Below are 26033 nucleotides of genomic sequence, written 5' to 3'. Positions count from 1 at the left end.
GTTCCTAAAAAACGCATAAAACATTCATTGTTTCTTCCTATAAGAGCCATTATGGCAACCTTATTTTAAATGATTTAATGGAATCCTCCCGGCATGGCCTTTGAAAGAGTATTAAAATATAAAGATATTTTATCTTTACCATAAAAACAACCATTATAATATAGTAATTTTTGTCGATATACATAACATGGGTATGCTTTTAGCAGATTTCCTGCTCTGATAACTGACGATAATGGCTCATATGAGAAGAAAATACAGTTGTACAATAGGGGTAACAAAATTATTTATTATTTTCACAAAAATGCCGATAAAGTTATTATAAGTTTTTTTTAGAATGAAAATATGACAGCTTAAAGGAGTGGGGATTATGAAAAGTATCCGTATGAAAATCATTACATGCATGCTCATTGCCATACTGATTTCCTTGGTAACGGTAGGCGGGATAAGCGCATGGCTCAGCTATAGCAGTACAATTGACACACTGGGGCAGACCATGACCGAGATGGCTGATACTGCTGCGGAACGTATTGAGGAGGAACTGAATGCATATAAAAACATTGCTTCTGTCACGGGCTGTAACTCAACGCTTTCTGACCGGACAGCCACAGTGGCAGAAAAGCGGGCTGTTGTTGAAAACCAGGCCCTTGCCAACGGACTCCAAAGAGGCAATATAATTGGTTTGGATGGAATCAGTATCCTGGACGGCAATGACTATTCTGACCGCGCCTATGTGAAGTCTGCCATGAAAGGGGAGACCGCGGTTTCGGAGCCGCTGGTCAGCAAGATAACAGGTCAGCTGAGCATCATGGTGTCAGCCCCTATCTGGGAGGGCGGAGTACCTGGAAACAGGGTTGCAGGGGTGGTATATTTTGTACCGGATGAGACATTTTTAAATGACATAGTGGCCTCACTCCAGATTAGTCCCAACGGCAGCGCCTATATCCTTAACAATGCGGGTTACACAATTGCCCATAAGAATATGGACAATGTAAAAAACCGGGAAAATACACAGGAAGATGCAAAAACAGATAAAAAACTAAAGGACCTGGCTGCCCTGGAAGTCCGCATGACATTGGGACAATCCGGATTCGGACGTTATGAATACGGGGGAAGCAGGAAGTTCTTGGCTTTCGCACCTATCGAAGGCACGGAGGGCTGGAGCCTTGCAATCAATGCGCCCACAAAGGATTTTACCCAATCCACAGTGAATGGTATCATGATTACAATCGTACTCATGGTGGTATTCCTGCTAATATCCTCCTATATGGCCTACAGGCTGGCAATGCAGATTGGTAAGCCGGTTAAGGACTGTGCCCAGCGGTTAAGGCTTTTGGCAGAAGGTGATTTGGATACACCTGTTAATGAGATACATACCGGGGATGAGACGCAGATACTGGCTGATTCGGCCAGGACCCTTGTCCAGGGCTTCAGGCTTATGATTCAGGATATGGATGATATGCTGGCAGAGATGTCAAGAGGCAACCTGACCGCGGATACTAAATGTGAAGAAGCATATGTAGGAGGGTACAGGGGACTTCTGGATTCAGCCAGAAAACTGAGCGCACAGCTCAGTGACACCCTGCGTCAGATTAACCGGTCAGCGGACCAGGTATCAGCCGGGGCCGAGCAGGTATCAGCCGGAGCCCAGGCCCTGTCCCAGGGAGCAACGGAACAGGCCAGCGCCATTGAGGAGCTGGCTGCCACGATTAACGATATATCCGGTAAGATTAAAGCAACGGCCGACAGCGCCGGGGATGTGCACAGCCAGAGCAGCGAGACCGGAAGGGAGGTGGAGCAGTGCAATAATCAGATGCTTGAACTGGTAAAGGCGGTCCGGGAAATAGGTGAGAGTTCTTCACAGATTGGAAAGATTATAAAAACCATTGAGGATATTGCATTCCAGACCAATATCCTGGCCCTGAACGCAGCGGTGGAAGCTGCACGGGCTGGTACCGCAGGCAAAGGATTTGCAGTGGTGGCGGATGAAGTGCGGAATCTGGCCAGCAAAAGTGCGGAAGCATCCAAAAGCACTTCTGTTTTAATCGAAGGTTCTGCCCGTTCCGTGGAAAAAGGGATGAAGATTGCGGATGAGACAGCCGCATCCCTGCAGAAAGCAGTGATTTCCACTGAAAAAACGGTAAAAGCAGTGGATAAGATAACAGATGCCGCCGCAGAGCAGTCCCAGGCCGTCTCCCAGGTGACCCAGGGCATGGACCAGATATCCAGCGTGGTCCAGACCAACTCTGCAACCGCGGAGGAAAGCGCGGCCGCCAGTGAGGAATTGTCGGGGCAGGCGGTAATCCTTAAGGAATTGGTTGGGCAGTTTAAGACCAGATAGATGACTTGTGCAGGGCTGCACTATATTGCAGGATGTGTAAATAAGAAGGTTGGACTCACGTTTTATTTCCGCCATCTGCCCTAAGGAATCCGCCATAGGTACCCCTTAGGGCAAAGCCCGCCCCGCTTCGCGGCATATTTTGTCCCAATACGGTCAACGTAGCCCGCTACGCCTCCCTTACCGGGACCAAATCTCCCACAAAGTGGGACGCACAGCTGACGGTAAGCAATTTTCAAACACACCCCAGTACGTTAACTATGGAGTGAAGGAAAAAAGGAAGGAGATACAAGGGTGAAAAACTTAAAAATTGGGAAAAAGCTGACTGTGACATTTGGGATTATCATCGCGTTGTTTATAATGAGCGCAGTATTGGCCATTGTGGGGCTTAATAATACGGGAGGAAACTTCCGGGATTTCTACACCAACGGGTATCCGGTGTCCAACAAGACAACTGACATGCGCCGCGGCATACAGACCGCTATGAAGGCGCTTTCGCTGAGTATGCTGACTTCTGACGCGCAGAAGACACAGGAGTATGTTTCCCAGGTGGAGACACAGATGCAGGGGGTCAACCAAGGATTTGATTTCATGAAGCAGAATTTCCGCGGGGATATGTCTATTATCAATGATGCCCAGGCCCTGATGGAGAGGGCAACACCGCTGCGCAGCCAGATACTGGAACTGGCTGCGCAGAATAAGAATGACGAGGCCATGGAGATATTTTTCCAGCAGTATGAACCGCTTTTGATTCAGATACAGGATTTGATGACCAAGGCGGACGAAGCAACCGCTGTTCTTGCGGATGACAATTATTCCCAATCATCTAAAAGGCAGACATTCACGGCTTTACTTATTGTTGGGGTTGTGGGAGTGGCGCTGGCAGCCACCATTTACCTGTCCATATATATTACCAGGAGCCTGACGCGTCCTATCCGGGAGCTGGATTCGGCTGCCAATGAGATGGCCAAAGGAAATCTGAAAATCAATGTCGGTTATGTTTCAAAAGATGAATTGGGGAACCTGGCGGACAGTATGCGCACGATGTCGGAGCGGGTATCCTATTATATGGGGGAAATCTCAGACGCCATGCAGCAGCTCTCCATCGGCAATCTGGATGTAAAAAAACGTGAAGCCTTCCTTGGGGATTTTAAGCCTGTACAGGATTCAATCCGAACATTGGTGGGGGCTTTGAATGATACCCTTGGACAGATCGGACAAAGCGCGGACCAGGTCTCCAACGGTGCGGACCAGGTTTCAGGCGGCGCCCAGGCCCTCAGCCAGGGAGCGACGGAACAGGCGTCCTCCATCGAAGAACTGGCAGCTACCATTACTGAGATGTCCGGTCAGATACAGAATAATGCCCAGAGCGCCCTGCAGGCCAGTCAGACCGTGGACGGGGTAGGGGAGAAGATACTTGAAAGCAACCAGCAGATGCAGACAATGACAAAGGCAATGGGCGAAATCAGTGCTTCTTCCAGTGAAATAGGTAAGATTATCAAGACTATTGAGGATATTGCATTCCAGACCAATATCCTTGCCCTGAATGCGGCTGTGGAGGCAGCAAGGGCAGGAGAGGCAGGAAAAGGCTTTGCGGTGGTTGCAGATGAAGTCAGGAGTCTTGCCAGCAAATCATCCGATGCATCCAAAAGCACGGCGGCGCTGATTGAAAATTCACTAAAGGCGGTGGAGAACGGTACCCGCATTGCTGATGAAACGGCACAGTCACTTCTTTCTGTTGTGGAAGGCACAAAGGAAATAGCCAGCCAGATTAATCAGATTGCCGCAGCGTCCTCTGAACAATCCAAGGGCGCGGCCCAGGTTCAGCTGGGGATTGACCAGATTTCCAATGTGGTGCAGACCAATTCGGCTACGGCGGAAGAGAGCGCGGCAGCCAGTGAGGAACTTTCAGGACAGGCACAGATGCTTAAGACGCTTATTAGCAAATTCAAGCTGAGAAGGGCGGAAGGATATAGGATGCCTGAGTCCCGCGATGCGGCTGCTTATCCGGCGGCAGAGGCAGCACAGCCTGTAACGGACGCAAAGTATTAATTACATTTCCATATTAAATGCACAAATCACAGAAGACGCTCATGACATGGGCGTCTTCTGTGCTGCAGATAGATAGAAGCAGGAAGTAAAAAAATATCCCGTCCATGAAACTTTTTCCAGTGTCCCCACGTCTAAAGATTACAAGCACCAAAAAACAGAGAAAGAAAAGAGGAATAAGAAGAATGAAAATCACGAAAAAGAATATGGTAATCATGATGTGCACACTTGCCATGGTAAGCATGGTACCGGCCGCGCCTGTTTATGCAAAGACCAGTCAGGCCTATGGCGCCGAGGCGCGTTCCAACCGGTCGGATACACAGAAGATGAGGGCTGCGGCGGAGGAGGTACAGAAAGCTTTTGATAAGATGGATTTGAAGAAGCTGTCCAGATTATGCAACTATCCGGTATTGGTTTCTTATGCGGACGGAAGCATGGCTGAGGTGAAGGATAAATCACAATTTTTAGCTCTTGGAAGCGGAACCTTCTTTACCCAGGGGATGTTGGACGCCATAGCCTCTGCCAATGTGGCAAAGCTGACCGGCAGCAGCGAAGCAGGGGTCCAGATGGGCGGGGACTGCGGTCTTGCCCTGTTTAAATTTAAGGGAAAATGGAAGATAAATAATTTTTATCTGGATGCGGGTGCAAACGCGGATACGCAGGCAGTCAATATCAGCAGCCTGGCAGAGATGGCGCAGCAGATCCAGAAGACCTGTTCTTACGGGGACCTGGACACACTTGCCAGAATGTGTAATTACCCTATGACCCTCTCCTTTGCAGACGGCACCAATAAGGACATCAGCACGCAGCAGCAGCTGATTCAGCTTGGGGAGAAGAAAGTCCTGACAGAAAAGCTGTTAAAAGCCATTGACCAGGTGGATGTGTCGAAACTCCAGGAGGTAGGGGATGCGGGAGTCATGATGGGCGGTGATTCAGGCATTAACCTGAGAAAAATCAATGGGTATTGGAAGATTAACCAGATTTACCAGTAAAGAAGACAATGAATGAAAGATGGAACACAAAGAGAGCCGGATTCTGTTGAATCAGGCTCTTTTTGTAATCTAAAGTGTTAGTCTGCCGGAATCCAGCCCATGTTTTGTTATATACTCCACGAATAAATTCACACTCGTATTATTTGTAACTTTTTTATCTTTTATGATATATAGATCATATTTCGGATATATGGGTGCTATTCGATATGCATATCCGAAATCCGCAGTGTCCATTGCATCGAAGAAGCTGGAATACATAAACGTGCACCCTAAACCGGACATGCACATTGAGTAACAGGTAAGCAGTAATGGGGTCTGTAATTTGATTTGTGGTACAAAGCCAAATTGCAGGCAAAGGTCGATGGAGCGCTGATACATATCCTGGTTTTTGGAGAGCAGAAGGAATTTATCATTTTTTAGGACGGAAAGATCTATGGACAGGGGATGCGATGGATTATTATGTTTCGCATGCTCTTTATTATATGGGTGGTCCGGAGGAAGGACTACGTATATCTCATCTTTACATAGGTAGTAGGAGTCAAATACCCTGGGGTCAGCAGGATGACCGGGGAAAATTGAAAAATCTACATCGCCATTTTTTACAGAAGATTCATAATTTACATGTTCCGCTTCAAAGAGCTGAAGTTCAATCCAGGGGTATAGCTTGGTAAAACCAGCGGCAAGTCTGGGAAAAATACAAAAGGCCCGGAAATTTGATGCAGCAATGGTAAGCTTTCCTTTCTTGGTATTCTTGATTTCATTGATGGATAAAACCATGTTTTCGTAAATGTCGATGATGGCGTGTGCATTGGCAACATACACCTCACCGGCCGGAGTGAGGGAGATGGGATATGTTGTCCGGTCAAACAGTCTGATTCCCAAATCCTCTTCAACATTGTTAAGATAGCGGCTTAATGCGGGCTGAGAGACATACAGTTCCGCAGCAGCTTTTGAAATGTTTTTTGTTGTGGCGATTTTCAATATATATCGGCATTCTTTTAAATCCATATCCTATCAGCTCCTTTTGACTCTTGGCATAAAGTATAACATATATGATATAGTTTGTATATATTTATAAATATTTTACAAATAAAACAAAAGAGTTTACTATTTAATTAGTTAAAACTCAATATTGCTGCATCATAGGAATTAAGTGCTTGGATAATTCAAACATTAGCGCGCATAATGTCATCTAAATTGCTATTTAATTTAATGGGGATCCGGACAGGTTAGCCAAGTTAATATAACTATGGATGCAGTTGATTTGAGGTATGACTCATTCGCAAAAGAGAGGGGAACAATATGAATATTGCAATCGGTTCGTTAATACTTGTCATTGCTATTGTGCTGATGGTAAGAAAGGTTGACAGTAAAGTAGTGCTTTTATGCAGCGGCCTTCTTATGGCATTTCTTGGGGGGAACCTGATAGAGGGGCTTCAGGGATACAGCGATGGTCTTGCATCTACGTCCATTATGAACGCTATCATATCTGCATCTGCATTTGCAGCGGTAAGTAAGATTACCGGATGCTCGGATCATCTGACCCATGCGGTCCTAAAGATACTTAGGACAAAGTGGGCTAAGACATTGGCCCTGCCAATGACCATGGTTTTCGCTGCAATTGTTAATTTTGCGCTTGGCAGTGCAAATGGTACCATTGCTTCATTAGGAACTATTATGATTCCGATTTTGGTGGCGGCAGGATACCATCCGGCAGCAGTTGCTGCTGCGTTCCATGTTTCCTGCTATGCATCGACACTGAATCCCAGCCAGTCCAGTAATAATCTTGTTGCAGAGTTGGCGGGAATAGATGTAATGAATGTTGTTTCAAATCAAGTTGTACCTGTACTGGTAACTGAGGCAGTCTATATCGTAATCATGATGATTATGATTAAAATTACCAAAGCTGATCAGTATAAAGGAACATTTGCAGGTCAGAAATCAGAAGTTGATGAGGCGTTCAAGATAAATCCGGTACACGCCTTAGCTGTATTCCTTCCTATTACGGTACTTTTGCTTGGTACGAAAATCGAACTGCTCAAACCGATAAAAGTTGAGCATGCAATGCTCATAGGCGCTATTTTTGACTGTGTTGTTACACGTACAGGCCCTAAGGAAGTCATGAAGCACTTCTGGGAAGGTGCGGCCAGCGGTTTTAAAGGTGCATTTTCAGTTGTTGTATGCGCTAAAACTTTTGTAACAGGTATGACCAGCATTGGACTGATTGCTGCAATGATTACATTGTTTACAGGGGTTCCGGCACTGGCAAAGCTTACAACTACCATCGGACCTGCGCTGCTTACCATATTAACAGGCACAGGTACTGGTATGGCAGTTGCCTTTAATGAGGCGGTAACAGCAAATGCAGCTGCATTCGGAATCAATATGCTGGATATGGGAGGCATGGTAACAATTGTCACTCAGATGTCCAATCCCTTATCTCCTGTTGCCGGACAGATGATTCTTCTGGCAGGGGTATCAGGGGTCTCCATTGGGGAAATCGTAAAGAAAGAGATTCCAGGCTGGCTGATTAATCTGGTCGTACTTTATGTCATGTTTTTTGTTCTCCGTTAAATAAAACTACATTAAATGAAAGAAAGGCAAACAGTTATGAAATACAATTTCGATTCAATTATTGATAGGATTAGTGCACCTTATCAGTACAGCAGCAAGTGGAGTGATATTCAATCAAACAGGGACAGGTATAATTATGGCAATCCGCTTCCGGCAGACAGGATTCCGATGCAGACAGCGGATATGGATTTTAAGTGTCCGCCTGCGGTTGTTGACGCGCTTGTTAAGACTGCTGAGCATGGTATTTTTGGATATACAGAAATTCCTGATACATATTATGATGCGGTTATTAATTGGTTTGCAAGGAGATGTGACTGGCATTTTGGGAAGGATGACATATTCCCTTGCATGAACGGTACACACGTAGCTGTTCAGAACTGTATCAGGCATTATACTGAGCCTGGGGACGGAATCCTTCTTCTTGTACCAAGCTACGGTTACAGAAAAGATATCGAGCCCCTGGGAAGACACGAGGTAGATGTTCAGCTCATTGAAACAGAGGGCTATTATACCATTGATTATAATGCGCTCGAGGAGGCAGCTAAAGATCCAAAGAATACAATGATTATTCTGATTCAGCCCCATAATCCCACAGGAAGAATCTTTACTGCGGAAGAAATCACAAAAATCGGAGAGATTTGCCGGCTTCATAATGTCATCATCGTGTCGGATGAAGTCCATGTTGATATCATCCGTAAAGGCAACACCTGCCTGCCGGTCATGAAGGTTCTTGGAGGAAAAGGCGTCATATCGACAACCGCGATTAACAAGACCTTCAATACGGCTGGGCTTGCCATGACAAATGTTATCATCCAGGATCCGGAACTTAAAGCAAAATACACGGAGAAAAAGAATTCTACCCCATTTGGTATCTCCGCAGTCATGGCTGCATATAACGAAAGCGAGGAATGGGTTGATGAACTTAATGAGTATATTGACATGCTGATACACTATTCGGTTGAACGGCTTCACAAAGAACTTCCGCATGCAAAGGTAGCTGTTCCTGAGGGGACATACTGTATCTGGGTTGACTTCCGTCCATATAAGCTAGGCGGGGCAGAAGTGAACAGACGTATTGTAAACAAACATGTCATGTTGAAAATGGGGTCTGTATTCTCTGATAAAGACGGAGACGAGTGGGGACGGCTTTGTCTTACATCGCCAAAGCCTGTTGTTGCACAAGGGCTTGACCGTATCATTGATGCATTTAAACAGGAAGAAGAAAAATTCAAATAAGTTTTAAAACACGCATTACGCTGACTGTCGCACAAGGAGGCACTATGAGGGAGAAGATAAGCAAACTGAATGATGTGATAAAGATGTTGCTTGCTATGCTGCTGGGGGCCATGGTTGGGCTTATCATCGGGGAACCGGCGGCAAAGCTTCAGTTTATCGGTGATATCTGGCTTAATATCATGAAAATGTTTCTGGTGCCGATTGTGGTGTGTATGCTGGTAAAGGGAATCTGCACATTGGAAAATCCGGGCGCATTCCGGCGTATTGGTATACGTTTTATTGCAGTCTATGCATTTACCACGGTTTTGGCGGTATTACTGGCAATTACCATTACATCCGTTTCAGGAATCGGACACAACTTTATCTTTGAAAAACAGACTCAAGATGTGGTGCTGGCAGAAATCCCTTCTTTTGTGGAATACCTAAAAAGCCTTTTTAGCAGCAATGTTTTTAAAACCTTTTCTGAGGGAAATGTGATTCAGGTCATTGTCATATCCTGTTTTATGGGAATTGCCATATTGCAGCTTCCGGAGGGCAGGAGGGAGCCTGTCAGGGACTGGTTCTTTGCCATGACGGATATGATGATATCTTTAGTAAAGATTGCGCTGAAGCTGGCACCCATAGGAGGGTTCTCTCTTATGGCATCCGGTATGGGAAAATATGGCGTAAGCATGTTGCTGACAATTGCAAGAATCCTGATTGCTTTTTATGTTATCTGTCTCATCCACCTGATTCTTGTAGATTGTATACCGCTCCAGGTGATAACCGGTGTAAAACCGCTTGCTTTCCTGAAGAAGATGCTTCCTATCCTGGCGGTAGCCTCCAGTACATGCAGTTCCAATGCTACAATTCCTGTCTCCATGAGAACGGCCACAGAGAGTTTCGGTATTCAGGATTCCGTGGCCGGCTTAGGTGTTACCTTCGGGTCAACAATCCATAAGGATGGCACGGCCATATTGTGCGGCATAGTCATGGTATTCAGCTCCCAGGCTATGGGAATTCCTCTGACCATGGGGCGGATATTGAATCTGGTTTTTGTGACGCTTATGATAACAAGCGCGAATGGAGGGCTCCCCGGCGGAGGCATCATGAATATGATTATGGTGGCCGCGGCCGTAGGGATACCGCTAGATATTGTTATGATTGTAGGTGGGTTTTATCGGTTATTTGATATCGGAACCACTTCGGTGAACTGTTTAGGAGATATATCAGCCACGATTATCATTGACAGGCTGGAACGACGGCGGACTGACAGAAAAGAAGATTTAAGCCATGGGGGGAATGCAATATCATTGTCAACCAAGTTTTGAAAAATACGATATAGGAATGTATCGAGGCCCTGCAAATATCCAAAAAGTAAAAGACGTCCAGGAAAATGGGCGTCTTTTGCATTGAGTGGATTTTTAAGGTTTTTCAAACACACCCTACCGTACCGCATACCCTAAAAGACCGGAAAGCTTGCGGCTGGAGGAGAGCAGCATGCTGCTTACCTCCTTTTCTTCCTGGGGCGTAAGGGTGCTGCCGCTGATGCTGATGGCGCCAATCGGCCGGTTGGAGAAATCCATGACAACGGCGCCCACGCAGAATACATGGTATTCATTTTCCTCCCGGTCAAGGGCGTATCCGCGCTGCCGGGTCAACCCAATGTCCTGCAGGAACAGCTGCAGGTCTGTCAAGGTATTTTCCGTCAGGGACTGGATGTTCATCCGGTCCCATTTTTCTATGATTTCCCCATTGGAATAAGCAGATAACAGGGCTTTGCCCGCGCTGGTGCTGTAGAGCGGGGAGCGGTGGCCTACGCTGGTGTAGACTGAAAATGACATGGCCTCCTTTCCAATGCTCTGCAGGCATAAAAGCTGGTTGTTGTCTTCCACGGAAAACTGGGCAATCCGGCCGCACCGGCTGTTCAGGTCCACCAGGGTAGACTTAATCAGGGACAGTTTGTCCAGGTTCTGTACTGCGTTTAACCCTACCTCATATGTTTTTAAGGTCAGGGAAAACTCTCCGCTTTTCTCGTTCTTTGCAAGATATCCATTCTGTACAAGCGTATACACCAGACGTGAAAGGGACGCCTTATTTACTTTGATTTCCCTGTTTAATTCTGCAAGACTCATACTGTTCACACGCCCTATGGTTTCCAGGATCTGCAATGCCCTGTCAACGGCCTGTATGGTCTCTGTTTTTACGGTTTCTTCTGCCATCATGACTCCTCCTTAGCGCTGAACGGCCGCATTTTGAGACGGACGTTACACTATTATTTACTATTATAGGAGAAAGTGGTGTCTTTTGCAAGCAAAAAAAGATTAGTGAAATTTCAATAAATAATTATAAAATAACACTTGAAAAATAGTACAAATGGTGATAATATGAAATTATAAAATAAATAATGAAATAAAAATATAAAAAGTGAAACAAAATAACAGGAGGTAGAAATGGCAAAAGCAAAAGCAAGCGCAGATGTAAGTCTCTGCAAAGGATGTCGGCTCTGTGTGGGCGCCTGTCCCGTCCAGGCGATTGAACCGCTGGAGGAAATCAACAAAAAGGGATATGAGATTATCCGGATTCATGAGGATACCTGTATTGGCTGTGGACGCTGCTACACAATCTGTCCGGATTACGTATTTACCATCAGTACCGTAGAATAGCAGGGGAGGAAAGAAGAGACATGGGTGAAAAATTTAGGCTTATGAAAGGAAACGAAGCAATCGCGGAGGCCGCGCTTCGGGCAGGATGCCGTTTTTATGCAGGGTATCCGATTACACCGCAGAGTGAGATCCTGGAATACATGTCAGCCAATATGGCTGCCAGAGGAGGTGTATTCATTCAGGGAGAAAGCGAAATCGCAAGCATGAGTATGCTGTGGGGCGCGGCTGCCTGCGGGGAAAGGGTCATGACAAGTTCGTCCGGGCCAGGATACGACCTTAAGCAGGAAGGAATTTCCTATCTGGCATCCTACAACCTTCCGGCCGTCCTTGTTGATGTAATGAGATACGGTGTAGGCGACGGCGAGATTACCGAAGGACAGGATTCCTACTGGGAGGCGGTCCGGGGAGGCGGGCACGGGGATTCCAGGCAGATTGTCCTGACCCCTGCTTCGGTCCAGGAGTGCGCCAACCTTACATATCTGGCCTTTGACCTGGCGGAGAAGTACCGCACGGTTGTGATTATATTAAGCGACGGCGGAATCAGCCAGATGATTGAAAAGGTGGTGCTGCCTGAGGAAAAGGAGCACGACAAGGATGAGTTTGACTGGGCTATCAAAGGATATAAGGAAAAAGATGAACCAAAGGTAAAGGTGACCAATCTGGACCGGTCCATGAATTATGAAGCCTATGACTGCATGATGCGGGATAAGTTCAAAGAGATGCATGATAATGAGCAGCGCTGGGAGGAATTCATGGTGGATGACGCCGACCTGGTCCTGGTGGCATATGGAATCTCCTCCAGGGTATGTAAGTCAGCGGTCCGCCGCGCAAGAATGCAGGGCATGAAGCTTGGCCTGATCCGTCTGATCAGCGCATGGCCTTATCCGGAAAAGGCATTTAAAAATTTACCAGACAGCGTGAAGGGACTTGTTTCTGTGGAGATGAGCCTGTCCGCGCAGATGGGCCAGGATCTCTGTCTGGCTTCCAGATTCTCCCTGCCTGTATATGCTTACCTGACATCCAAGTATGTTCCTAAGACACAGGGAATCGTGGACTATTGCAAACGGGTACTTGAAGGAAAAGAAAAGGAACTGGAGGTTTACTAATATGGCTGTGAAGTTAACAAAACCGGAAATGATCAATCAGCAGGTAGGCTGGTGCGGCGGCTGCGGACATGGTATCATACAGAGACTGATTGCGGAATGCTGTGAGGAATTGGGAATTGTGGAGAAGACCGTTCAGGTGGTGGATATCGCCTGCGCCTACTGGTCCATCGACACCTTGAACTGCGATGGGATTGCAGGTCCCCACGGACGCTGCGCCGCTGTTGCCACAGGTATCAAAAGGGTGCGCCCGGAGGCAAATGTATATGTGCATGCCGGCGACGGATGTTCCTATGTAATCGGACTTTCGGAGACGTGCTTTGCGGCGCAGAGAAACGTGCCCATCACCATGATTGTGGTGAACAACGGGATCTTTGGCATGACCGGAGGGCAGATGTGCCTTGCTACCACCCTGGTGGGGGATAAGACAACCAGCAGCAAGAAGGGCAGGGATGACCGGGTTGCAGGTCAGCCATTTGACATGCTGAACATTATCAGCCAGTATCCCATTGAATACGCTGCCCGGGGCGCTCTCTACGATCCCCAGCACATCAATGAGACAAAGAAGATGATTAAAAAGGGATTTGAGAACCAGATGAACGATAAAGGGTTTTCCATCATTGAGGTGCTGTCGCCGTGTCCGACCAACTGGAAGATGACTCCGGTGGACTCGATGAAGAAACTGAAAGAAGAAAATGAAAAGGTATTTCCGGTAAAGGTATACGTGGACCATACAAATAACGGGGGTGTAGCAAATGGCTGATATAATGTTTGCAGGAATTGGCGGTCAGGGTGTCCTGACAGCCGGTAAGATTTTGATTCAGATTGCTGCGGAGAATGGTAAGAATGTAAGCTGGACCAGCGAGTATTCCGCAGAGATGCGCGGCGGCATCGCCCTTTGCCGCGTGGTGGTATCCGACGAGGAAATCGGCAGCCCCTACCCGGATACGCTGGACGTCCTGGTGTGCATGAACGAGGATGCCTACGATACATATATTGGCCAGGTGGCGGACGGTGCCAAGGTCATTATCAATCAGTCGCTGTTCAGCCAAAGGGAGTATCCTTCCCATGTGGAGGTGTTCGGGGTGGATGCCATGGGCATTTCCGCGGAACTTAACAATACCAGGGGCGCCAACCTGGTTATGATGGGCGCCATGATTGCGGCCACACAGATGATGGATAAACAGCAGTTCTCTGATACGCTTAAGGATTACTTTGACCACAAGGGCATACCCAGTGAGAAGAACGTGCAGTGTTTTGAAACAGGATATGAGAAAGCAGGGAGGATCTGCTGATCTGTAATGGAAATGGAACAGGAGGAAGGGGTTCGGAATGAATCTTAATAAATTATTAAAACCAAGAACCATTGCGATTGTGGGCGCAAGCGAAAAGGCCGGATTCGGCGGTGATACCACCAGAAACTATCTTAAATTCTCCAAAAACCTGGACCAGCTTTATCTTGTGAATCCGGGCAGGGATACCATATTCAACCGCCGCGCCTATCATTGCCTTTCAGAGATAGAAGGGGATGTGGACCTGGTTATTTTGTGCACCCCTCAGAAGACAATCATCCCGCTGCTTGAGGAAGCAGCGGGGAAAAACTGCGGCGGCGCGGTTGTATTTGCCAGCGGTTACGGTGAAGTGGGGCCGGAGGGCAGGGAGCGCCAGCGGGAACTGGTGGAGGCGGCCGACCGCCTTGGCATTGCCGTCATGGGGCCGAACTGCGCGGGTTTCGCCAATTTTGTGGACGGGATCTTTGCATTTGCCTTCCTGGTGGAGGAGCGCGAGCGCGGGGGCAATATCGGTATGATTTCCCAAAGCGGACAGATTGTGTTAGGCGGTCTGGACAGCCCCAACATGGGCTTCAGCCATGTGATATCCTCAGGCAATTCCTGTAATGTGAAGGTGGAGGATTATCTGGATTTCCTGGTGGACGATGAGGATACCAAGGTGGTGGCCGCATACATGGAAGGCGTCACAAAGCCTGAGAAGCTGGTTGCAGCCTTCCAGAAAGCTGCCCTGAAGAAGAAACCGGTGGTGGTCTTAAAGACAGGGCGTTCCGCCAAGTCGCAGGAGCTGGCCAAGTCACACACAGGCTCCCTGTCCGGGGCAGACAAGGTGCTGCGGGCCGTGTTTAAACGGTATGGCGTCGTGGAGGCCGGCGACCTGGAGGAACTTATGAGTCTTGCGGCGGCATTCTCATGGCTGGAAGAACTGCCAAAGGGGGAACGCTGCGTGTTCATGAACGTGTCCGGCGGCGAGGCCGGCGTCATGGCCGACCTGTCCGAGGAATACGGCATCCAGCTGGCGGAAATGCAGCAGGAGACAAAGGCGTACCTTAAGACCCTGGTTCCGGACTATGGCTCCGTGAACAACCCCTTTGATATGACGGCCGGCATCGGCTACAACACGCCTGTGATGGTGCAGGCCATGGAAGCGATTTCTAAGGACCCGGGCGTGGACGCCATCGTGGTGGCATATACAATCACCCCTGAAATCTGGGATGACACCATTACCCATATGGTTGAGGCAGTGTCCATTGCGCGCCGGGACAAGGCGCTGAAACCAGTGTTCTGGATTCCCTTCATCGAGCACACAAGGCACCAGGAAAGCGCGGACATCCTGAAGGCCGCGGGCACGCCCCTGCTTCCCACCGGACGTTATGGCTGCACCGCGCTTAAAAAGATACTGGATTTTGCCGTGCGCACATTCGAACCCATGGAACCCGCGGTTCCGGAGAAAAAGCATGGAAGTTCCCACAGCTTAAGCGAGTTTGAGAGCCTGAACTATCTCAGTGACCACGGCGTTCCGATTCCTCCTCAGGCTATTGCGGCAACAGCGGATGCCGCTGCAGAGGAAGCAGGAAAACTGGGATATCCCGTGTCTGTTAAAATACATTCCAGGGATATCCAGCATAAATCGGACGTGGGCGGGGTGAAGCTGAATATCAGGGACGAGGCAGAACTGCGCGCTGCATTTGCCGCGGTCATGGACAACTGCGCGAAAAATGCCCCGGACGCAAAGCTGGAAGGCGTCCTTATTAAGCCCATGCTTAAATACGGCACGGAAATGATCATCGGCGTGAACAATGACAGGGATTTTGGGCCTATGATCATGGTAGGGATGGGCGGCGTGTTTGTGGAACTGTTTAAAGATGTGGCTCTGGCTCCGGCGCCCCTTACCGGAAAACAGGCAATGGATATGATAGAAAGCCTTGCATCCTATCCATTGCTGGGCGGCTACCGGGGAGGCGCGGTCTGCGACAAAGAGGCCCTTGCGGATTTACTTGTGAAAATCAGTGAGATGGCGGCAGAAGGCAAGGATAAGGTAAAGGAACTGGACATCAACCCTGTATTCATCACAGAAGACGGGGCAGCCATCGCCGATGCATTATTAGTATTGTATGATGACTGAGGGTAAGGGGGAAGGGCAGGGATGAACCTGCCTTCCCCGCCAATTTATGCCCCCCTGGATATTGTCACCAAAAACCGTATATCCATTTGGTAATAATGACGAACACATAAAAAGTTTGAAACTAATTATTGACAAATTGCACACATGGTCGTATTATATGATATATAATAACAAAAAGTGAAACAATAAAATAAAATATGAAACAAATAAAAAGAATGAGAGGTAAAAGTCTATGAAGATGAAACTGGAAGAACTAGTGAGTCCGGAAGCATCACCGGCATTGGGGCCGTATTGCCATGGACGCAAGTATGGGGACATGATCATCACATCCGGACAGATTCCGCTTACAAAGGATGGCGAATATGTATTTGAAATCAAACAAGCCACTACCCTGGTCCTGAATAATCTTTTAAGCATTGTGGAAGCAGGAGGCGGATGCAGGGAGAGCATTGCCAGGGTGGATGTCTATATTAAGGATTTAAAGGATTTCGGCGTGATTAATGAGGCATACAAAGAGTTTTTCGGCGAACATAAACCCACCCGCGTCTGCGTGCAGGTAGCCGCGCTTCCGGGGGATGTGCCGCTTGAGGCATCCATGATTGCCTTTGCAGGATAAGGCGATGAACGGGTTGTGGAAAGAAGCAGCAATACTCAGCATAGGCTGTATCCTATATACATTGTCTGCAATTTTAATCAATCCGGTGAATATTGTTCCAGGGAGCGTCCTTGGCGTTTCGGTGGTTGCACATAATCTTCTGGGAGTACCCATCGGCGTGGTCAACCTGATATGCAATGCGCCAATCATGATTTTATGCACCATGTGTTTTGGGAAAAAGATACTGATGTATACGATTTTCATTATCGTCTGTACTTCCATATTAATTGATTGGTGGCTGCCGTTCTTTCCGGCCATTCTTTCGCAGCATGGACTGCTGTTGTCTGTTCTTGGCGGTGTCCTGATGGGAATTGGGGCCGGCCTTCTGATGCGGGCAGGCGGGACCATGGGCGGGACGACCGCCATTGGAAGAATCCTTCAGAAGAAGCATCCTGCAATGAATATGGGAAACGCATTATTTATCATGGATACCACGGTTATCCTTGCAGGTTCCATTCTGCTTAAGAGTTTTACCGGGTTACTGTACTCTGTTGTTTATACTTTGGTCTGTTCAAAAGCAATTGATATGATATATTCTTATAAAGGGGTAGAGCGAGTTAAAAGATAGGTTTTAAATCAGGAGGGGGTAATTAAAAAATGGAGAATAAAACTACGGATAATCTGAAAATCAATAAATGGGCGTTTTGGCCAGCAATTGTCATCCTTGTTGCGTTTATCCTTGCAGGTATTATATGGACGGAACAGGTTGGGGCTTTGATGACAAAGCTTCTGTATGGGATGGCGGATTACTTTGGGGCTTACATAAATCTTATTTCTCTTACATTCATTATTCTTGCAGTCGTGTTCCTAATCGGACGGTACGGCGATGTGGTTATCGGCGGTAAAGATGCAAAACCGGAATACAGCATGGCATCCTGGTGCGCCATGTCCATCTGTTCCGGTATCGGCACGGGCCTTCTGTTCTGGGCCATGGGCGAACCGATTTTCCACTTTATGGCGACTCCCGTGGCAATGGGTGACCCGGGTACACGCAGGGCCGGAATCTTCGCCGTGGCCCAGGCCATGTGGGATTGGAGTTTTGTCCAGTATTGTATGTATGCCATCTGCGGGGCTGCATTTGCAATCATCTGCTACAACAGGAAAAAGAGTTTATCTTTTAATTCCATTGTGGAGTGTGCTACCGGTAAAAAAATCAAATGGCTGAATACACTGGTGGCCGCAATCGTCATCTTCTGTCTTATGGGAGCCACATCCAACTCCATGGGCGTGGGGCTGATGCAGATTGGCGCCGGACTGGAGGCTGCGTTTGGTATACCTCAGTCAGCGGTAACATGGCTGTTTGCAGCAATATTTGTCACAGCGATTTTTGTCCTTTCCTGTGTTTCCGGTATTGGAAAAGGGCTTAAGCTGGTATCCTCCGCCTGCATGTATTTCTTCTTTTTCCTGCTGGCATATGTCTTCGTATTTGGAAATACCGAGTTCATCACAAAGATTTCTTCAGAAGCCATCGGTTTCATTGTGGATAACTGGGGAACACAGACTACCATGGCCAATGCGATGGCTTCCCATGATAAATGGTTTGCGGACTGGATTGTCCAGTATTGGGCTTCCTTCATCGTATACGCGCCTGTTATCGGTATGTTTCTTGCCCGTATGGGAAAAGGCCGCACGGTCCGGACCTTCATGCTGGTTCAGATTCTTGTCCCGTCCATATTCTGTATTATCTGGATTGGCGTGTTTGGCGGTCAGACCATTTACCTGCAGACCTCCGGAACACTGGATGTATGGGAAGCTGTAAGCAGCGCCGGCATGCAGGCAACGGTATTCCAGATTATCGGGACACTGCCTTTCAGCAAGATTATCACGGTCCTGTTCCTGTGCACCGTAACCTTAAGCTTCTGTACCCTGGCAGACCCCATGGCATCCGTGGCAGCCACACTGTCCGTAAATGGTCTTTCCGCTGAAGATGAGGCGCCAAAGAAGCAGAAAATACTGGTTGGATGCATACTGGGAGGCACTGCATACACACTGGTTGCCACCGGAGGCATTAACTCGGTGAAGGGGATGTTCACCCTGGTAGGGCTGCTGCAGAGCATTGTAATGATCCTATGTGCGATTGTACTGTTTAAATATGCAAAGAAATGTTTCTATTTACCAAACTCCGGCTATATTGAAACTCCGGAAGAAGAGGAGAAGGAATGAGACTGACTGATTATGAAAAAGCAATGCTTGACGGGGAACATGGGGAAATGCGCCAGCAGGCCATGCAGGCCCTGTGTGACCTGGCAAGGTTTTACGATGTAGAGGAATTTGTAGAGGTTGTGGGATGTCATGATGACAGTACGGTTTATGCCGGCGAAGCGCAGGTGGCGTTTGCGGAACATCTGGCTGACAACGGAGCGAAATTCGCTGTTCCCACCACTACCAATGCAACCGCATGTGATATCAATCTCTGGGACCGGCAGAAGCATGATGTGGAAACCATGGCAGCTACCCGCCGCATAGAAGCGGCCCACGTGAAGATGGGAGCCATCCCCACATGGTCCTGCGCCCCTTATCATATCGGTGTGGCTCCATCCTTTGGACAGCAGTTTGCCAGTGCGGAATCCAATGTAATCTGCTATTACAATTCAATCATCGGAGCCCGCACCAACCGTTACGCGGGTCCGCTGGAACTGCTCTGCGGCATTGCCGGACGCGTTCCTTACTTCGGCCTGCATGTACCGGAGAACCGGTATGCGGAGGGGCTTGTGAAGCTGGGGGATGATATCAGACCGGAGTATTTTGAGGAGGAAGATATTTTCAACCTGGTTTCTTATGCCTACGGATCCATTGTGGCAGACCGTATCTGGGCATTGGAGGGGATGCCGGCAAAGGGAATCACCAATGAGATTTTAAAGCAGTTCAGCGCTACCGCTGCTTCCTCCGGCGGGATTGCATTGTTCCACATGATAGGGGTCACGCCGGAGGCCCAGACTAAGGAACAGGCATTTAACGGCAGGAAACCAAAAGAAGTGGTGGAAATCCATCTGTCGGACCTGGCCGATGCGGAGAGGCAGATTACCAATCCGGATGTGACGGACCTGGATGCCGTTGTACTGGGATGTCCCCACTGCTCTTACAATGAGTGCGCCAGGATTGAGGAACTGCTCCATGGCAGAAGGGTTCATGACAATGTGAACTTCTGGCTGATTACCCCCAGAAGCGTGAATGACCGTTTAAAGGACAGCGGCCTGTATGAGCGGCTGACCCGCCTTGGGGTGGAGATATACTGCGATGGCTGTATCCTGGAGTACAGGAATAAGAATCTGGGAACCAGGACCATGATGTCGAATTCAGGTAAATTTGATACATACTGTTTCTCTATGCGCGGACTGCAGCCGGTATTCGGAAGTATGAGGGAGTGCATTGAATCCGCGGTTGCGGGCAAGGTGGTAAAGGAGGAGAAGCCATGGAGAAAATAACTGTAAAATGTAAGACAGCAGTCTATGGTAATGTCAGGGCTGAACTGCTCTGGGCTAACGAGCCCATGAGTTTTTGGGGGACTGTGGACCCGCAGACCGGCGTAATCCGAGATAACCGCCACGCTCTGTACCAGAAGAACATGTCCGGCAAGGTGCTGGCATTTACCACACCAAAGGGTAGTAGCGGCACAGGGCTGATTATCCTGGAGCAGGTGCGTACAGGCTGTGCGCCTGCCGCCATCATCAATCTGCGCAGTGACCCGGTTGTGCTTACCGGACCGATTATCGCCAAACGTTTCTATAACGTGGACATACCCGTGGTAAATATAAGCGAAGAGGACTATGCAAAGCTGGAAGGCGCCAGAGAGGTGGAATTCTTTGCCGACAGGGATGAAATCGATATATACTATTAAATGATAAAGAAGCACATAATCAAGTAGAAGGAGGAAGGGAAATGAGTTTTAAAAGAGTAATCAATGTTGTGGAGACTCATGATGGGGAGCCCATGCGCGTCGTGACAGGCGGAGTGGGGCATATACCGGGCAACAGTGTTTATGAGATGGAGGAATATTTAAGACTATACAATGACGGACTGCGTAAGTTCCTGCTGCGCGAGCCCCGGGGGTACCCCCCAATGTGCTGTAATATCATTGTCCCGCCAAAACACCCGGATGCTGCTGCAGGCTTCATCATCATGGAGCAGACGGAATACCCCATGATGTCAGGGGGCAATGTCATCTCCGTTGCCACGGTCCTTCTGGAGACGGGAATGATTGAGATGAAAGAACCGTATACGGAGTTCCAGCTGGAAGCACCGGCCGGACTGATTGGAATCAAGGCAAAATGTGAGAACGGAAAAGTCACAGAGGTTACATTTAAAAATGTTCCCGCCTTTGCAGTATATACAGACACCGAAATCACAGTTCCCCACATTGGACATGGTGTTGAGAAGGTTAAAGTGGATGTTGCGTGGGGCGGTATGTTCTATGCCATGGCAGATGTACGCCAGTTCCCGTGGATTGAGCTGACACCGGAGATGGGACGTGAAATCACGCGTGTTTCCTCACTGATATTAAAGGCTGCCCAGGACCAGCTTCCGGTAGAACATCCTAATTATCCAGGCGTGGGTATCACCATATCCCAGTTATTTGGTCCTACAGATGATCCAAGGGCTGATATCAGGAATGCGGTGACGGTTGCCAGCGGAGCAGTTGATTTTGATAATCCGTCCACATGGATTGGTGCCTTGGACCGCTGTCCTTGTGGAACTGGTACATGTGCAAGGATGGCAGCCATGTACGCAAAAGGCGAATTAAAGTTGAATGAGACATTCCGCCATCAGGGATTACTGGGTGTTGTTTATAAGGGCGAGCTGGTAGAGGAGACTGAGATTGGCGGGCATAAGGCAGTCATACCGACGATTGCCGGTGAATCCTGGATTTATGGATATGGAAACCTTGTACTGGATCCAACTGACCCATTTACAGAAGGCTTTACAATCGGTGATATCTGGGCATGATGATTCCGCCCATGGTATAAATGGGCAGATTGATTAAAAAAAGGTTCGATTTAAGGAGGAAGATTATGGGTAGACATGCGTTCCGGGGCGGACTGCTGATTGACGGAACAGGAGCTGCAGCCATCAGTGATTGCCTTGTCCTTGTGGATGATGACAAGATTACGTATGCCGGCAGCGGTAGGGAGATTCCGGACGGATATGAAATACATGATATTGCCGGAAAGACCATCATGCCGGGACTGATTGACGCACATCTCCATTTTTCGGGAAATTTGACGGATAATGATACAGACTGGCCTACGGAAGACAATCTTCAGAAAGCGGTGGTCGCTGTGCAGCAGGCCCATGAGTGTCTGGAAGCAGGGCTTACCACAGTTGGGGAAGTCTCACTGTTCGGCATACACATCCGCAATATGATTGAAGCAAAGGTGATGAAAGGACCACGTGTGGTGGCAACTGGAAGAGGATTCTGCGCTACCTGTTCACACGGCGACTCACATAAGGTTTCCATTGAACGGAACCTGGAAGGCCATCCATGGGGTGAGTGCGTGGACAGTCCGTGGGATTTGAGAAAAGCCGTCCGGCGCAGGCTCCGTGAAAATCCCGATGCCATTAAAATCTGGGCAACAGGCGGCGGTATCTGGAGATGGGAGACTGCCATGGACCAGCACTATACCATGGAAGAGGTACAGGCGGTTGTGGATGAGTGTAAAATGAGGCATATTCCTGTCTGGTCACACTGTTTTGGCAGTGCATATAATTCCGTGAAGGCTGGCGTGGATTTGATTATCCACGGCCAGTCCCTGGATGAAGAGACACTTGACCTGATGGCTGAAAAGGGAATTGCACTCTGCCCTACCATTAATTTCATGCCTGCCTGGCTGACGACATTTCCTCCGAAATATGATCCGAAGCTTCATGACCAGTATCCGGGTGAGACCGTTGCTGAGAAGGATTTGAACCGTATTTATGCAAATCTTAAGAAGGCAAAGGACAAAGGAATCCTATTGACCATTGGTTCAGATTCATTCAATTCACAGATGACACCTTATGGGGAAACGGCAGTAGGAGAACTCCACGCTTTCGTGGAATGCGCCGGCATCAGTGAGATGGATACCATTGTGGCCGCCACATTAAATGGCGCCAAAGTACTTCGTGTAGATGATGTGACTGGTTCCATTGAAGTGGGAAAGAGCGCCGATCTGCTGATTATCAATGGAAATCCGCTGAGAAACATAAGGGAACTTACAGTTGATCATATGGACGTAATCATGAAAGAGGGGGACTTTATAAAGAAACGGCTGTAAAAGGTTGGAAGTACCAGGCCGATATACTTTTAATAACGGGAAACCGCTTGGCTTTTTGTATGAAGTCGGGCGGTTTTTTTACGACTGGCATGGATTACGTTTGCAATCCTTCTGGTGGGTGCCATTGTCCTTCATCCGTCGGGAACAAAGAGTACGGCGCCTGCCCAGCTAGGCGGGCTGCTTGTTCCTTTTTGGGGCAAGGCGGCGCCGGTTGTTATGGGGATTGCATTACTTGCAGCCGGTTTTTCATCCTTATTAGGCAATACACAGCGCGGCATAGGGCTGCTGTTCTGTTTATATCTGACATTCAATTCATACCGGACATTCAATCCGGCTCCTGCTAAAACTGCCGGACAGAAGCCGGCTCCTTTTGTGCGGTCCGGTGATAGGTCACGCCGGAATAGCCAAGAACCAATGTCATTACGACTTTATCCCCGCGTTTTAACCCAAGCATCCTGCGCAAGGACCGGGAATGATTGGTTGCCATGGGGAAAATTCACCAGTTTCATGAGCGGAAGAATCCGCCGGAAGAACCGTACCGCTGTTTGTTCGAATGGTTTGATATCATCCTTCAGCACGAAGGCAGTGCTGTATAAGTTCCGGTTTTATCAGGAAAATGCCGGGATTGTCTTGGCGTTCCATCATGCAAAGGCAGCAACCACGCTGCTGGATGTGATTACTGACTGTGAAATCGAAGCCCACGGCGATATGTCTGCCAGCTCCATATTAAAATATGAGCTGTACTATTATCCCGGGGCATTTTATAACATAATGCTTTGCTGGCTGGAAAACGGCATGAAAGAAGAGCCGGAGGCAATGGCAGATGAGTTCCTGAGGATTTTGAATCATGAATGTTAGGGCGGGGGTTAGACACACCTGGGTATTATCCCCTGGTTCAGGCAGTGGACCAGGGGATTTTTGGGTTGATTGAAACAATAATATCCATGTAGAATATACGTATATTTGCGGGGCGTGCAATCAGGAAATCATTGACAAACCATAGAAAGATACATTTATATACATACATTTGTCTCCATAAGTATGCGTACAAATGATAAAAAATGCACGAAAAAACCGATATATATTGTGCAAATTATACAATATAAGACAATGAAAACTATAAACAAAGTCGATTTACAATGTACGTACAATATGATATCCTATATACATAGTTAACTATGAACAAAAACGAATGGAGGAGTAAGATGAAACGGCTTGCAATTATCGGAAGCAGCGGCGGGAATTTGTACAATCAAGGTGGTAATGATCCAAAGAAGATGATGGAAGAAATCTTTGTACAAGCCGGATCCGCGGGGATTGAAGTTGCTTATATACAGTTCATTGGGACGAACACGACCATGGATAACATCTCAATGGATGCAAAGGCCAGATTGTGGACACTGGATGGGGAAAATTCAGTCAAATGCAGTGAAGAGATGACACTTCAAGAGATTAACGGCTTATCAAGGAAAAATGATGAAGAGCTGGCCAGGCTCATACGTGAGGATAAAATTGATGGCATCATGCTGATGAGCTGCGATCCCAAAGGAGCAAATAAAGAGGCTTTGAAGGCAGCCGCAGAAAAAAAGATACCGCTGGCAGGCACTGGAGGAACTTCCATGGCCAATACCCAGTCAATGGGATGCAGGGTAATCGCTGCTTCCGGTACAACAGGTACGACGAACCGCACCAGGGCAATTTCGGCAGTCTCAGCTTTTTCAAAAGAGTGGAAGTTGAAGTACAGCCCAATCATCGGCTCCTCCGGCAGTTCAAAGGTCCAGGAAGGCAGCGTGTGGAAGCGGATTAATTTCCGTGGAATCATGATGGCCTCCATGCCGGGATTCATTGCAATGGCACTATGCCTTGCTTTAAGCAAGATACCGGGGCTGGCTGGCCTGGAAGATATATTTAATACATTGGTGGGCTTTTTACCCATCGTCCTTGCTGCCATTGCTGCAAAGCAGATTTCGGGACTGGATGAGGTTGGTATAGTAGCCGGTATTGTGGGTGGCGCATTGTCGGTAGACGGCGGGATCATAGGCGGCTTGGTCGTGGGTATCATTGCCGGTATTCTGGCCTACTATATCATTACGCTGTGCTTCAAATATAAAGTCCCGGGAACCACGGCCAATATTGCAGCAGGCGGATTTGCCGGATTGATATCTGGCCTTGCTGGCATGTACCTGGTAGCGCCGGCAGCTGGCTGGGTGGGCAATATGATAAAAATGGCAATTGACTGGGCCCTGAACTACAATGCAATCCTTGCAGGCGGTATCGCTGGTTTTGCAATCTGGTTTGCAATCATCGGCGGCGTCTATCATGCGGCTATCCTGCCCATTATCCTGCTGGAGATGGAGGCCACGGGATACAGCTTTCTCGGATGTATTGACCTGTGCGGACTAATCATGGTCTGCGCCGGCATCCAGCTGGCGAATATTGTACGGCCGCGCAAAGAGAGCGACCGGATTGCCTGCATCCCTAACCTTATCATTAACCTGGCATTCGGGACGTTTGCCGAAGCTGCTTATCCCTTTATGTTTTCCAGCAAGAAGGTCTTTGCTTCTACCATAGCGGCCTCCACCCTGGCCGGATTATTGATCGGTTTCCTGGATGTGAAATGTACGGCATATGTTCCGTGTTTCCTTGCCCCGTTCATGTCCAACGACAAGGTGATACAGGCAATCATCTGCATGGTATTTGCAGCAGCGGCAGCGTTTGTATTTACTGCAATCTGCAATACGGTTGACAAAAATAAAGCAATAGAAGAATAGGAGAGTAC

At 48.1% G+C, this 26033-nt stretch carries 23 protein-coding genes; 20 read left to right on the top strand and 3 right to left on the bottom strand.

Features of this window, described 5'->3' with window-relative positions:
* Positions 1 to 367: 367 nt before the first annotated feature.
* Complete coding sequence (locus DWX59_RS07725) at positions 368 to 2338, top strand: methyl-accepting chemotaxis protein (RefSeq protein ID WP_117557767.1); 1971 nt, start codon at positions 368 to 370, stop codon at positions 2336 to 2338.
* 80 nt (positions 2339 to 2418) lie between these two features.
* On the opposite strand, the gene DWX59_RS29890 is transcribed toward DWX59_RS07725, so the two are convergent.
* On the bottom strand, positions 2419 to 2580 hold the full coding sequence (locus DWX59_RS29890; RefSeq protein WP_353626755.1) for a DUF6783 domain-containing protein: 162 nt from the start codon (positions 2578 to 2580) through the stop codon (positions 2419 to 2421).
* 49 nt (positions 2581 to 2629) lie between these two features.
* Between DWX59_RS29890 and DWX59_RS07720 the strand changes: the two genes are divergently transcribed.
* Complete coding sequence (locus tag DWX59_RS07720; RefSeq protein ID WP_117557765.1) at positions 2630 to 4387, top strand: methyl-accepting chemotaxis protein; 1758 nt, start codon at positions 2630 to 2632, stop codon at positions 4385 to 4387.
* A gap of 182 nt (positions 4388 to 4569) precedes the next feature.
* Complete coding sequence (locus DWX59_RS07715) at positions 4570 to 5376, top strand: hypothetical protein (RefSeq protein ID WP_117557763.1); 807 nt, start codon at positions 4570 to 4572, stop codon at positions 5374 to 5376.
* Positions 5377 to 5445: 69 nt separating this feature from the next.
* Here DWX59_RS07715 and DWX59_RS07710 read toward each other — a convergent pair whose 3' ends face one another.
* Positions 5446 to 6384: a LysR family transcriptional regulator gene (locus tag DWX59_RS07710; protein WP_117557761.1), complete on the bottom strand. Its 939-nt coding sequence runs from the start codon at positions 6382 to 6384 to the stop codon at positions 5446 to 5448.
* A 294-nt stretch (positions 6385 to 6678) separates the two neighbouring features.
* Between DWX59_RS07710 and dcuC the strand changes: the two genes are divergently transcribed.
* The 3 genes from dcuC to DWX59_RS07695 are packed head-to-tail and all read left to right on the top strand — an operon-like array spanning position 6679 to position 10496.
* Positions 6679 to 7950, top strand: coding sequence for a C4-dicarboxylate transporter DcuC (dcuC, locus tag DWX59_RS07705; protein ID WP_117557759.1), 1272 nt, complete (start codon positions 6679 to 6681; stop codon positions 7948 to 7950).
* Between the two features lie 36 nt (positions 7951 to 7986).
* Complete coding sequence (locus DWX59_RS07700) at positions 7987 to 9186, top strand: MalY/PatB family protein (RefSeq protein ID WP_166460191.1); 1200 nt, start codon at positions 7987 to 7989, stop codon at positions 9184 to 9186.
* Between the two features lie 44 nt (positions 9187 to 9230).
* Positions 9231 to 10496: a dicarboxylate/amino acid:cation symporter gene (locus tag DWX59_RS07695; protein ID WP_117557755.1), complete on the top strand. Its 1266-nt coding sequence runs from the start codon at positions 9231 to 9233 to the stop codon at positions 10494 to 10496.
* 114 nt (positions 10497 to 10610) lie between these two features.
* Here DWX59_RS07695 and DWX59_RS07690 read toward each other — a convergent pair whose 3' ends face one another.
* Entirely contained in the window at positions 10611 to 11390 is a 780-nt protein-coding gene (locus DWX59_RS07690) for an IclR family transcriptional regulator (protein WP_227117010.1), read from the bottom strand.
* Between the two features lie 228 nt (positions 11391 to 11618).
* Here DWX59_RS07690 and DWX59_RS07685 point away from each other — a divergent pair, with 228 nt between their 5' ends.
* The 14 genes from DWX59_RS07685 (at position 11619) to DWX59_RS07610 (ending at position 26025) form a co-directional block, all read left to right on the top strand.
* On the top strand, positions 11619 to 11831 hold the full coding sequence (locus DWX59_RS07685) for a 4Fe-4S binding protein (RefSeq protein ID WP_117557751.1): 213 nt from the start codon (positions 11619 to 11621) through the stop codon (positions 11829 to 11831).
* Positions 11832 to 11851: 20 nt separating this feature from the next.
* Positions 11852 to 12937, top strand: coding sequence for a 3-methyl-2-oxobutanoate dehydrogenase subunit VorB (vorB, locus tag DWX59_RS07680; RefSeq protein WP_117557749.1), 1086 nt, complete (start codon positions 11852 to 11854; stop codon positions 12935 to 12937).
* A gap of 1 nt (position 12938) precedes the next feature.
* Entirely contained in the window at positions 12939 to 13697 is a 759-nt protein-coding gene (locus DWX59_RS07675; protein ID WP_117557747.1) for a thiamine pyrophosphate-dependent enzyme, read from the top strand.
* The gene (locus DWX59_RS07670; protein ID WP_117557745.1) at positions 13690 to 14229 is read left to right on the top strand and encodes a 2-oxoacid:ferredoxin oxidoreductase subunit gamma family protein; all 540 of its coding nucleotides are present in this window, start codon (positions 13690 to 13692) and stop codon (positions 14227 to 14229) included. Before DWX59_RS07675 ends, DWX59_RS07670 begins: the two co-directional genes overlap by 8 nt.
* A 37-nt stretch (positions 14230 to 14266) precedes the next feature.
* Positions 14267 to 16348, top strand: a complete 2082-nt coding sequence (locus tag DWX59_RS07665) for an acetate--CoA ligase family protein (RefSeq protein ID WP_117557743.1) — start codon at positions 14267 to 14269, stop codon at positions 16346 to 16348.
* Positions 16349 to 16580: 232 nt separating this feature from the next.
* Entirely contained in the window at positions 16581 to 16964 is a 384-nt protein-coding gene (locus tag DWX59_RS07660; RefSeq protein ID WP_235844955.1) for a RidA family protein, read from the top strand.
* Between the two features lie 4 nt (positions 16965 to 16968).
* Positions 16969 to 17571, top strand: a complete 603-nt coding sequence (locus DWX59_RS07655; RefSeq protein WP_117557741.1) for a YitT family protein — start codon at positions 16969 to 16971, stop codon at positions 17569 to 17571.
* 29 nt (positions 17572 to 17600) lie between these two features.
* Positions 17601 to 19166 carry a BCCT family transporter gene (locus DWX59_RS07650; RefSeq protein ID WP_117557739.1) on the top strand — a complete coding sequence of 522 codons (1566 nt, stop codon included), beginning with the start codon at positions 17601 to 17603 and terminating at the stop codon, positions 19164 to 19166.
* Positions 19163 to 20428 (top strand): aconitase X, encoded by a 1266-nt coding sequence (locus tag DWX59_RS07645; protein WP_117557737.1) that lies wholly within the window; start codon positions 19163 to 19165, stop codon positions 20426 to 20428. Before DWX59_RS07650 ends, DWX59_RS07645 begins: the two co-directional genes overlap by 4 nt.
* Positions 20416 to 20841: an aconitase X swivel domain-containing protein gene (locus DWX59_RS07640; protein ID WP_117557735.1), complete on the top strand. Its 426-nt coding sequence runs from the start codon at positions 20416 to 20418 to the stop codon at positions 20839 to 20841. The genes DWX59_RS07645 and DWX59_RS07640 overlap by 13 nt, the downstream gene beginning before the upstream one ends.
* Positions 20842 to 20882: 41 nt before the next feature.
* The gene (locus tag DWX59_RS07635) at positions 20883 to 21947 is read left to right on the top strand and encodes a proline racemase family protein (RefSeq protein WP_117557733.1); all 1065 of its coding nucleotides are present in this window, start codon (positions 20883 to 20885) and stop codon (positions 21945 to 21947) included.
* A 65-nt stretch (positions 21948 to 22012) separates the two neighbouring features.
* A complete protein-coding gene (locus DWX59_RS07630; protein ID WP_117557731.1) occupies positions 22013 to 23254 on the top strand; it encodes a metal-dependent hydrolase family protein in 1242 nt (413 codons plus the stop codon).
* A gap of 507 nt (positions 23255 to 23761) precedes the next feature.
* Entirely contained in the window at positions 23762 to 24112 is a 351-nt protein-coding gene (locus tag DWX59_RS07615; RefSeq protein WP_235844953.1) for a TetR-like C-terminal domain-containing protein, read from the top strand.
* 347 nt (positions 24113 to 24459) lie between these two features.
* Positions 24460 to 26025: a PTS sugar transporter gene (locus DWX59_RS07610; protein WP_117557729.1), complete on the top strand. Its 1566-nt coding sequence runs from the start codon at positions 24460 to 24462 to the stop codon at positions 26023 to 26025.
* Positions 26026 to 26033 lie beyond the last annotated feature (8 nt).

The organism is Enterocloster aldenensis, assembly GCF_003434055.1.
In the GTDB taxonomy this organism is placed as follows: Bacteria; Bacillota; Clostridia; order Lachnospirales; family Lachnospiraceae; genus Enterocloster; species Enterocloster aldenensis.
This window is presented reverse-complemented; position numbering and strand designations above follow the sequence as displayed.

Coding starts and splice junctions, on each gene's coding strand:
- DWX59_RS07725 (WP_117557767.1), top strand. CDS start 368: ATGAAAAGTATCCGTATGAAAATCATTACATGCATGCTCATTGCCATA.
- dcuC (WP_117557759.1), top strand. CDS start 6,679: ATGAATATTGCAATCGGTTCGTTAATACTTGTCATTGCTATTGTGCTG.
- DWX59_RS07710 (WP_117557761.1), bottom strand. CDS start 6,384: ATGGATTTAAAAGAATGCCGATATATATTGAAAATCGCCACAACAAAA.
- DWX59_RS07630 (WP_117557731.1), top strand. CDS start 22,013: ATGGGTAGACATGCGTTCCGGGGCGGACTGCTGATTGACGGAACAGGA.
- vorB (WP_117557749.1), top strand. CDS start 11,852: ATGGGTGAAAAATTTAGGCTTATGAAAGGAAACGAAGCAATCGCGGAG.
- DWX59_RS07695 (WP_117557755.1), top strand. CDS start 9,231: ATGAGGGAGAAGATAAGCAAACTGAATGATGTGATAAAGATGTTGCTT.
- DWX59_RS07690 (WP_227117010.1), bottom strand. CDS start 11,390: ATGATGGCAGAAGAAACCGTAAAAACAGAGACCATACAGGCCGTTGAC.
- DWX59_RS07670 (WP_117557745.1), top strand. CDS start 13,690: ATGGCTGATATAATGTTTGCAGGAATTGGCGGTCAGGGTGTCCTGACA.
- DWX59_RS07665 (WP_117557743.1), top strand. CDS start 14,267: ATGAATCTTAATAAATTATTAAAACCAAGAACCATTGCGATTGTGGGC.
- DWX59_RS07610 (WP_117557729.1), top strand. CDS start 24,460: ATGAAACGGCTTGCAATTATCGGAAGCAGCGGCGGGAATTTGTACAAT.
- DWX59_RS07655 (WP_117557741.1), top strand. CDS start 16,969: ATGAACGGGTTGTGGAAAGAAGCAGCAATACTCAGCATAGGCTGTATC.
- DWX59_RS07660 (WP_235844955.1), top strand. CDS start 16,581: ATGAAGATGAAACTGGAAGAACTAGTGAGTCCGGAAGCATCACCGGCA.
- DWX59_RS07675 (WP_117557747.1), top strand. CDS start 12,939: ATGGCTGTGAAGTTAACAAAACCGGAAATGATCAATCAGCAGGTAGGC.
- DWX59_RS07640 (WP_117557735.1), top strand. CDS start 20,416: ATGGAGAAAATAACTGTAAAATGTAAGACAGCAGTCTATGGTAATGTC.
- DWX59_RS07635 (WP_117557733.1), top strand. CDS start 20,883: ATGAGTTTTAAAAGAGTAATCAATGTTGTGGAGACTCATGATGGGGAG.
- DWX59_RS07645 (WP_117557737.1), top strand. CDS start 19,163: ATGAGACTGACTGATTATGAAAAAGCAATGCTTGACGGGGAACATGGG.
- DWX59_RS07615 (WP_235844953.1), top strand. CDS start 23,762: ATGAGCGGAAGAATCCGCCGGAAGAACCGTACCGCTGTTTGTTCGAAT.
- DWX59_RS07685 (WP_117557751.1), top strand. CDS start 11,619: ATGGCAAAAGCAAAAGCAAGCGCAGATGTAAGTCTCTGCAAAGGATGT.
- DWX59_RS07700 (WP_166460191.1), top strand. CDS start 7,987: ATGAAATACAATTTCGATTCAATTATTGATAGGATTAGTGCACCTTAT.
- DWX59_RS07650 (WP_117557739.1), top strand. CDS start 17,601: ATGGAGAATAAAACTACGGATAATCTGAAAATCAATAAATGGGCGTTT.
- DWX59_RS07715 (WP_117557763.1), top strand. CDS start 4,570: ATGAAAATCACGAAAAAGAATATGGTAATCATGATGTGCACACTTGCC.